We start from the raw sequence: 220 nt of genomic DNA on the forward strand, positions 1-220 counted from the left end.
TCAGCTAGACATTAAAACGCTTGTGGCCATACCCGCCATTGGGCGTGCTAGCCAGGCACCGCATCCGAAGTACAATGCCGAGAATTTTATATACAATCAAAAAACCGACACCTACACCTGCCCCGAAGGACATAAACTAACCAGTAACCAAAGCCACTATAAAACAAGAAACTACACTTTTAAACAGTACAAAACCAAGGCGTGCAAAGGTTGTTCAGTT

The 220-nt window shown here is 44.1% G+C and carries 1 pseudogene; it reads left to right on the forward strand.

Annotation, left to right across the window (positions count from 1 at the left end):
* Positions 1 to 220: pseudogene (locus FHP04_RS14665) on the forward strand (IS1182 family transposase); the annotation flags it as partial.

Origin of the sequence: Aequorivita sinensis, assembly GCF_006346335.1 — a bacterium.
GTDB lineage: Bacteria > Bacteroidota > Bacteroidia > Flavobacteriales > Flavobacteriaceae > Aequorivita > Aequorivita sinensis.